The sequence below is a fragment of the Trichocoleus sp. FACHB-6 genome (assembly GCF_014695815.1).
GTDB lineage: Bacteria > Cyanobacteriota > Cyanobacteriia > Cyanobacteriales > FACHB-T130 > Funiculus > Funiculus sociatus.
Genome location: NZ_JACJOY010000032.1, coordinates 1 through 7,296, shown reverse-complemented (window position 1 = coordinate 7,296; position 7,296 = coordinate 1). Strand labels below are relative to the sequence as shown.

The 7,296-nt window shown below is 47.3% G+C and carries 8 protein-coding genes and 2 pseudogenes; 9 read left to right on the top strand and 1 reads right to left on the bottom strand.

The window, feature by feature from the left end; translation table 11 throughout:
- The 9 genes and pseudogenes from H6F66_RS06910 to H6F66_RS06875 form a co-directional block, all read left to right on the top strand.
- A pseudogene (locus tag H6F66_RS06910) lies at window positions 1-120 on the top strand (photosystem II protein D2); the annotation flags it as partial.
- A 401-nt stretch (window positions 121-521) separates the two neighbouring features.
- Window positions 522-740, top strand: a complete 219-nt coding sequence (locus H6F66_RS27975; RefSeq protein WP_190447784.1) for a hypothetical protein — start codon at window positions 522-524, stop codon at window positions 738-740.
- A 349-nt stretch (window positions 741-1,089) separates the two neighbouring features.
- The gene (locus tag H6F66_RS06905) at window positions 1,090-3,222 is read left to right on the top strand and encodes an iron uptake porin (RefSeq protein WP_190419583.1); all 2,133 of its coding nucleotides are present in this window, start codon (window positions 1,090-1,092) and stop codon (window positions 3,220-3,222) included.
- Between the two features lie 26 nt (window positions 3,223-3,248).
- Entirely contained in the window at window positions 3,249-3,389 is a 141-nt protein-coding gene (locus H6F66_RS06900; RefSeq protein WP_190419581.1) for a hypothetical protein, read from the top strand.
- A 114-nt stretch (window positions 3,390-3,503) separates the two neighbouring features.
- Entirely contained in the window at window positions 3,504-3,941 is a 438-nt protein-coding gene (locus H6F66_RS06895; protein ID WP_190419580.1) for an Rrf2 family transcriptional regulator, read from the top strand.
- A gap of 103 nt (window positions 3,942-4,044) precedes the next feature.
- Complete coding sequence (locus tag H6F66_RS27560) at window positions 4,045-4,293, top strand: transposase (RefSeq protein ID WP_199295189.1); 249 nt, start codon at window positions 4,045-4,047, stop codon at window positions 4,291-4,293.
- 206 nt (window positions 4,294-4,499) lie between these two features.
- The gene (locus tag H6F66_RS06885) at window positions 4,500-4,640 is read left to right on the top strand and encodes a hypothetical protein (RefSeq protein WP_190419579.1); all 141 of its coding nucleotides are present in this window, start codon (window positions 4,500-4,502) and stop codon (window positions 4,638-4,640) included.
- Between the two features lie 96 nt (window positions 4,641-4,736).
- Entirely contained in the window at window positions 4,737-5,699 is a 963-nt protein-coding gene (cysK, locus tag H6F66_RS06880; RefSeq protein WP_190419578.1) for a cysteine synthase A, read from the top strand.
- A 140-nt stretch (window positions 5,700-5,839) separates the two neighbouring features.
- Window positions 5,840-6,592 carry a DnaJ domain-containing protein gene (locus tag H6F66_RS06875; RefSeq protein WP_190419577.1) on the top strand — a complete coding sequence of 251 codons (753 nt, stop codon included), beginning with the start codon at window positions 5,840-5,842 and terminating at the stop codon, window positions 6,590-6,592.
- Between the two features lie 164 nt (window positions 6,593-6,756).
- Here H6F66_RS06875 and H6F66_RS06870 read toward each other — a convergent pair.
- Window positions 6,757-7,116 (bottom strand): annotated as a pseudogene (locus H6F66_RS06870) (IS1 family transposase); the annotation flags it as partial.
- Window positions 7,117-7,296: the final 180 nt, after the last annotated feature.

Below are 7,296 nucleotides of genomic sequence, written 5' to 3'. Positions count from 1 at the left end.
TTCTACACCAAGAACGTTCTGTTGAATGAGGGGATTCGCGCTTGGATGGCTCCTCAAGATCAGCCTCACGAGAACTTTGAGTTCCCTGAAGAAGTTCTGCCTCGCGGTAACGCACTGTAAAAAAGCTGAAGGATGGGGGAGGGGATGAAGTATTCTCCCTGTCTTCTAAATCCCCTGCCGATGAGCAGGGGATTTTTTTTTTCTCGTTCGCTACACACAATCCGATTTTGTGTGTGCTATCTTAAATGAGGGTGATGAATTCGCAAGCGATAAACACCCTAATCCTTTTGAGACATCCAACCGCTAAGGTAGATAGGAGGTGATGCCCATGATTGATAGTAGTAAATTTATGGGTCATCAGGTTAGCGTCAACCGGCTGCGCGCCGGGGCTGTTCTCTAAAAGCCAGTTTTAATCCCCTTGTGGGATTAGAGCAGCGAAAGAGCTAGGCTGGCTAGGAGAATCTTCCGGCAGTCTGGTGCTAAACTGAAGACCCGACTAGACCGCTCTCACATTAAGTGTAATGGTTAATCCCAAATCACTTCCCGTGAGAGCGGATAGTTTTTTAAGGGGCTATGAATTAGTTAGACAGCAATTTGACGCACTTTTAAAGGCGCAGTTGCTCACAAAGGCGGAAATGCCTTCTGCCATCACTCAGCTATCAGGGGTGACGGTAGAAAGGAAAAAGATAAGATGCACCGGGAAATTTAAAGATTTTGCAGGAGCTATAACCTGCATCTAGCAGCATATGCAAAGCACTTTGTAAGTTATTGGAAGTGAGCTGAAGCGGCGAGACATCATCGCAACCGACTTTAGAGAGCGCCGCGCCCGACCAAATACAAACACAGGGGAGAAATCTATAGACTACGCATGATGGTCGTAGTTTTACGGAAAAAGATTTTGCTCTAGTACAAGCTATTAAAAAGTTAGAATAACCCTTGCAAAAATAGAAGTAAAATTCTAACATTGGCGTGATATAAGCATTTCATCATAAAGGGGATGATGTTAGGCTAATACCTGTGCTACGATTACATGAAAAATGAAAGAAGGGTGTCAATCTTTCTGCATAAGGTGTGAGGAAAAGAGGAAAGATGGCTAAGTTAACGTGGAAGTCTCTGCTAGTAAGCCCAGCCGTTTTGGGAGCAGCCTTGGTAGTTTCATCGGCAGCGATCGCAGCCGAAACTCCAGTGGTCATGGAAGCGATTCAGTCGCAAACGACAGAGGAGAAAGTAAAGGTATCGCAGCCAGTGGCAGTGGCAGCTGCACCGGAAGTAGCTGCAGAAAGCCAGTTGCCTGTGTTTTCAGAGAAATCTGGTGATGTGAAATTGCCAGAAGAGATGGCAGCTTCCCTCAGCCAAGCGACAACGGCTAACATTGAAGCCTCTGTCCCCGCGACACCCGTTAAGGTGGAAACGCCGGAACAGATGGCAGTGAGTGAGAGTCCAGAAACGGCGAAATCAGCCGAAGCTTTGAGTTCTGTACCTGTAACACCATCTGTAGTAAAAATACCAAACCAGGTGGCAAGAAGCGAGAGTCAGCAAGCTCTAGAAGCATTGCCTCGCACTTCTGTCCCGGCAATGCCAGCGACAGACTCAAGACTGGCGCAAACACCGTCTGGAGCGTCAACGGTAGATAACAGCACCGTTTTAGACCAAATCAACCGCTACAGCCGGGAAGGGAATAACTCTCAGAGTCAAGTAACTAACGTTTCCCAGCTGCGGGACGTACAACCGACAGATTGGGCGTATGAAGCGCTCAGAAGCTTGGTAGAACGCTACGGTTGTATCGCAGGTTATCCAGATGGCACCTATCGCGGCAACCGCGCTATGAGCCGCTATGAGTTTGCTGCTGGTTTGAATTCCTGTTTGCTGCAAATTGAAAAATTGATTGCTGCATCCACAGCAGATTTCGTCACCAAAGAAGATTTGTCCACACTACAGCGGCTAATCGATGAATTTGGGGCGGAACTAGCAACCTTGCGGACACGGGTAGACAACCTGGAAGCCCGCACCAAATTCCTAGAAGAAAATCAGTTCTCCACCACAACCAAACTGGTTGGGGAAGCCATCTTCGCAGTTACGGACAGCTTCGGTGAAGGTGTTGACGATAACACCGTCTTCGGCGACAGGGTGCGCTTAGACTTCCAAACCAGCTTTACGGGTTCAGATATCTTGCACACCCGTCTTGCTGCTGGAAACCTCAATGCCTTCAACGTAGCCGAGAATGGGCGAACATTTGAGGGCACCCAGACCTTTAACCTTGGCTATGGCGATGGCAACAACGACGTCGGCATAGACTGGCTGGCGTATGAATTCAACTATGGCGGTTCCAAAGTTTACATTGCCGCCACCGGAGGAATTCATGCCGACTACGTTCCCGTTTTGAATCCTTACTTCTATGACGGAGATGGGGGTAACGGTTCACTCTCAACCTTTGCACAACAAAGTCCCATCTATCGCATCGGTGGTGGTGCGGGTGCCGGGATCAGACTTGGTGTAGGAAGAGCGCCGCTGCTTGGCCCCACGTCACTAACTGTTGGTTATCTAGCAGATAATGCGAATAGTCCTAGTGATAAACAGGGTCTATTCAACGGTGACTACTCGGCTATAGCTCAGTTGAACTTTACCCTAAATGATCGCGTCGGCTTGGCTGCAACTTACGTGCACGGTTACCACAACCGGGGTGATGGAATATTCGACATTGGCGGAAGTCCTCGCTCGATTGGTAATAACCCAATCATAGGTAGTGGTGCGGCTAACGATCCACAAGAGGCATTTGGGACGGGCGCTCGCTTTCCATTAGTACAGGCGAGGGATACCGCGCTGATAACTAACTCCTATGGTCTTTCGAGTGCTTTGCGAGTGAGTGACAGATTCTCCGTGAGCGGCTTCGTTGGTAAGACTGATATTAGCGCCGTTGAGAATAGTACCAGAGGAGAGGTTTGGTACTACGGATTAGGCGTTGCTTTCCCGGATTTGGGTAAGCGTGGGAACGTACTAGGACTTTTTGCAGGCGTGCAACCATACCTTGCAGGTCTGGAAGTTCAAGGCAGCCCAGTAGGCATTAAGAGCGATCGCTCTTATCATTTTGAAGGATTCTACAAGTACCAGCTAACCGAGAACATCTCAGTTACTCCTGGTGTCATCTGGCTGACCAATCCTAACCAAAACGATGACAACAATGACGCTGTGATCGGTACCCTGAGAACTACATTCACCTTCTAGGCAATAATAGGCAACCAAAAAAGCCTATGCGTCTCGAAGTCAAATTATTTAGCCCCGTCTTCAGCGGGGCTTTTTTTATTTCTCGTTCCCTGGCTGAGCCTGGAAATTCCTTCTGCGTTAGCGAAGCGGCGGGTACGCGGCTGGAGGCTCACCCTAATAACGAGTAGAGGAGCGATCATATCAATAGCAATTTATCGAACAAGCGGCATTAAACCACCAAACCCCAGTGGAGAACCGGGGTATAATAGAGTTAACGATCCCTCACACACAATCTCAAGCTTGTGGAACTTTCCTGCAAAACTGAATATGCACTTCTAGCTCTATTAGAACTAGCTAGTCACTATCAGAACAGCGAACCGCTGCAAATTCGGCAGATTGCGGCTTGCCAAAATATACCTGACCGATATTTAGAACAACTACTGGCGACGTTAAGACGTGGTGGTTTAGTGCGTAGCCAACGCGGGGCAAAGGGTGGTTATTTGCTGGCGCGAGAACCCTGGAAAATTACGCTTTTAGAAATTGTGAATTGTTTAGAAGGATTGGAACCCAAACCAACTGAAAACCATGCCAATCCCAAAACGGTAGAGAGTGCGGTAGTTACGGAAATATGGCAAGAAGTGCATCAGAAAGCTAACTCAGTTTTGCAAGGATATACGCTTCAAGATTTGGCTCAGAAGCGAGATTCCAGGCGACAGTTGGACATAATGTATTACATCTAATATCGACTCACTTACCCACTTACCCGCCTGGAACTCAAGTTCCAGGCTAATAGCGAAAGTCCGTTAAAATGGACTCGATTCCCAAAAAAGAGGAAGACTATTAATGGCTCTGTGGCGACTTTATTATCATCTTGTTTGGGGGACAAAAGCTGGTCAAGGTCTGATTACTTGTGAAAGAGAATCCTTATACAGTTATGTCATTGGTAAAGGTGACATACTGGTTACTATTATTCATGCCATTCGTGGAATAGAAAATTATATTGATCTGGTAGCTTTTATTCCACGCACAGTTTCAATTGCTGATTTTGTTGAAAACATTAAGGGGAGTAGCAGTCATCAGTTGAATGAATGATAGCCTACCGAATTCCCGATCATCATTGGGATAGCAACGCAGATATGGGCTATTTTCGCTGGGTAGTCAACAACTCGATAAAGCTATAGCCTACGTTAGAAACCAAAAAGTACATTATTTACCCGGAACTACTATCGTGTCTTTGGAACGAGACAGTGAACAAGAGGATAAATCGATAAAAAAAGAAGCAAGTAAAAGGTGAACCAATGAATCTGATGACAATTAATCGAATTGTTGAAGCAGTCCGTTTTAACGGATCGCTATTAGTCTGGAAATTAATTTTCAGGCGGGATGGCGGCAAAGTGAAGTGGATTCATCAACCACCTGCAAATGAATTTGCAGGCTAATAGCTAAAGTCCTTTAAAACGGACTAGATTATTTGGCATTGCTGTATCCTTACCAGATCACGACTTACCACTGACAAAAAACAACTACTTAAACCTATGCGGATTGCACAAAACATTACAGAATTAGTCGGTCGGACTCCTTTAGTTCAGCTGAATCGTATCCCCCAATCAGAAGGCTGTTTGGCTCGGATTCTGGTGAAATTGGAGGGGATGAACCCAGCTGCCTCGGTGAAAGACCGCATTGGGGCGAGCATGATTAATGTGGCAGAACAGCAGGGGCTGATCCATCCAGGCAAAACAATCTTGGTAGAACCGACTTCCGGAAATACTGGCATTGCTCTGGCGATGGCATCAGCGGCGAAGGGCTACCAGCTGATTTTGACAATGCCAGACACTATGAGTACAGAACGACGGGCGATGTTGCGGGCTTATGGGGCGCAATTGGAACTGACTCCGGGCATTGAAGGGATGAGCGGCTGTATCAGGAGAGCGCAGGATATTGTAGACAATACACCCAATGCGTATATGTTGCAGCAGTTTAGCAACCCAGCCAACGTCCAGATTCACCGGGAAACCACAGCGGAGGAAATTTGGGAAGATACAGAGGGGCAGGTGGATATCCTGGTAGCTGGAATTGGCACTGGCGGGACGCTGACGGGTGTGGCGGAAGTGATAAAGGCACGCAAGCCGAGTTTTAAAGCGATCGCAGTCGAACCGATCAACAGCCCAGTTTTGTCCGGCGGTCGCCCTGGCCCTCATAAAATTCAGGGGATCGGTGCTGGGTTTATTCCCCAAGTCCTCAACGTGAAGATGATCGATGAGGTGATTACTGTGACAGATGACGATGCGATCGCCTACGGTCGTCGTCTCGCCCGTGAAGAAGGTCTGCTTTCCGGCATCTCCACAGGTGCAGCCCTAGCTGCTGCCATTCGCGTCGCCCAACGTCCCGAAAATGAAGGACGACTGATTGTTATGGTTCAGCCCAGCTTTGGAGAACGCTACTTAAGTACACCCCTATTCCAAGATCCAGAACCGCGTGTGCCAGCTGTGGTGAGTTAACGCTAAAGTAGCGATTAGCGGTCAAATGCTAATTGCTAGTGGCTAATAGCTAAGAACAAACAGTGGTGGGTAATCAGAAAGAATCTAGCCAATTACCAATTAGCTATTAGCCATTAGCCATTAGTAACTGTACTATTTCCATGACAGATTCTAATTACTACGACACCCTCGACGTTAGCCCTAGTGCGACAGGGGCAGAAATAAAGCAAGCCTATCGGCGTCTAGTAAAGCTGTTTCATCCGGACAGCCATTGCGAAACAGCTAATCACGAGCAGATTGTCCGGATTAATGCCGCTTATGAGGTACTGGGCGACCCGCACCAAAGGCGATCTTACGACCAGCAGTTGCAGCAACGCTCTAGGCAAGAGCAATATGTTGCTAAACAACACCAGCAGCGAAGTCCCTACCAGACGACCTATCAAAGGACTTCGTATCGACAACCGTCAGCCAATAACGCCCAGAAACGATCCTACGGGTATCGGCATTTCCAAGATGCTGACGAGCAACTTCAGCAATGGCTAAGCCAAGTCTATGTGCCAGTCAACCGCCTGCTGTGTCGCATTCTCAATCCTCTAGCAGAGCAACTAGATCAACTTTCAGCCGATCCTTTTGATGATGAATTGATGGAAGTATTTCAGGCTTACCTGCAAGACTGTCGCAACTACCTCAAACAAGCTCAGCTGGTTTTTCGTTCTCTACCTAATCCTGCCAACGTTGCGGGGGCAGCTGTTCACCTGTACTACTGCCTTAATCAAGTGGCGGATGGCATTGAGGAGTTAGAGTTGTTTACGCTCAACTACGATGATGGCTACCTACACACTGGTCAAGAACTTTTTAGAATTGCTACTGGTTTGCACTGCGAAGCTCAATATGCTGTCAAGGACATTGGGTAGATAAAAATTGAAGAATTGCTCATCTAATGTCCGCTTGAATACGTATGTTATGCGTATGGTTGGGAATTTGTAATGGGTGGATTAGCTTATTATCTATTCCTAACCGACGATAGCAGTTCTAAATACATCGTAAAATTTCTTTCTATAAGAATCGCGGTAGTGCATCAGATTATTGTGGGGTAAGTAGCGAGATCATCCCAACTCCAAGGACGCTCGGCTAAGCCTGCCCGTTGAGCCGCCGTTGTCTTCAACCGACTATGCGACCAAATCCAATTGAAATAGCTCACCACTAATCGCGTGGTCACTTTCGTCTGCTCCCACACCTTGCCAAACTTGTTCTGCCGTCGATGCCATCTTCTAGTTTGTTGCCTGACAATACCATTGGTGCGCTCCAGTCGTTGGGTCTTGTCCTTGCCAATGTAATGCAGCATTTCAGGTGGTAGTACCCGGTCATACCCTCCCCAATCATCACTATTCCAGCGCTTGCAACTTGTCTTACCTTCAGTACTGACAACGAGTTCCTCAATAGACCTCTTGCAAAAGTCGCAGATGGGGTAATATGAGGACTGAAATTATGCGTTCGCTCTCCCTTAATCATAAGAATCACTTATCTTATTCAATGCGAGCCTTAGTTCGTAATTGTAAAGTCCCGCTATCAGATTAAACCTTAAACCAAATCTTTTTCGGCGATTTCTATAACGGTC

Bases quoted from the DNA above. Each gene is read 5' to 3' on its own strand.
- H6F66_RS06905 (WP_190419583.1), top strand. From the start codon at position 1,090: ATGGCTAAGTTAACGTGGAAGTCTCTGCTAGTAAGCCCAGCCGTTTTG.
- cysK (WP_190419578.1), top strand. From the start codon at position 4,737: ATGCGGATTGCACAAAACATTACAGAATTAGTCGGTCGGACTCCTTTA.
- H6F66_RS06875 (WP_190419577.1), top strand. From the start codon at position 5,840: ATGACAGATTCTAATTACTACGACACCCTCGACGTTAGCCCTAGTGCG.
- H6F66_RS27975 (WP_190447784.1), top strand. From the start codon at position 522: ATGGTTAATCCCAAATCACTTCCCGTGAGAGCGGATAGTTTTTTAAGG.
- H6F66_RS27560 (WP_199295189.1), top strand. From the start codon at position 4,045: ATGGCTCTGTGGCGACTTTATTATCATCTTGTTTGGGGGACAAAAGCT.
- H6F66_RS06885 (WP_190419579.1), top strand. From the start codon at position 4,500: ATGAATCTGATGACAATTAATCGAATTGTTGAAGCAGTCCGTTTTAAC.
- H6F66_RS06900 (WP_190419581.1), top strand. From the start codon at position 3,249: ATGCGTCTCGAAGTCAAATTATTTAGCCCCGTCTTCAGCGGGGCTTTT.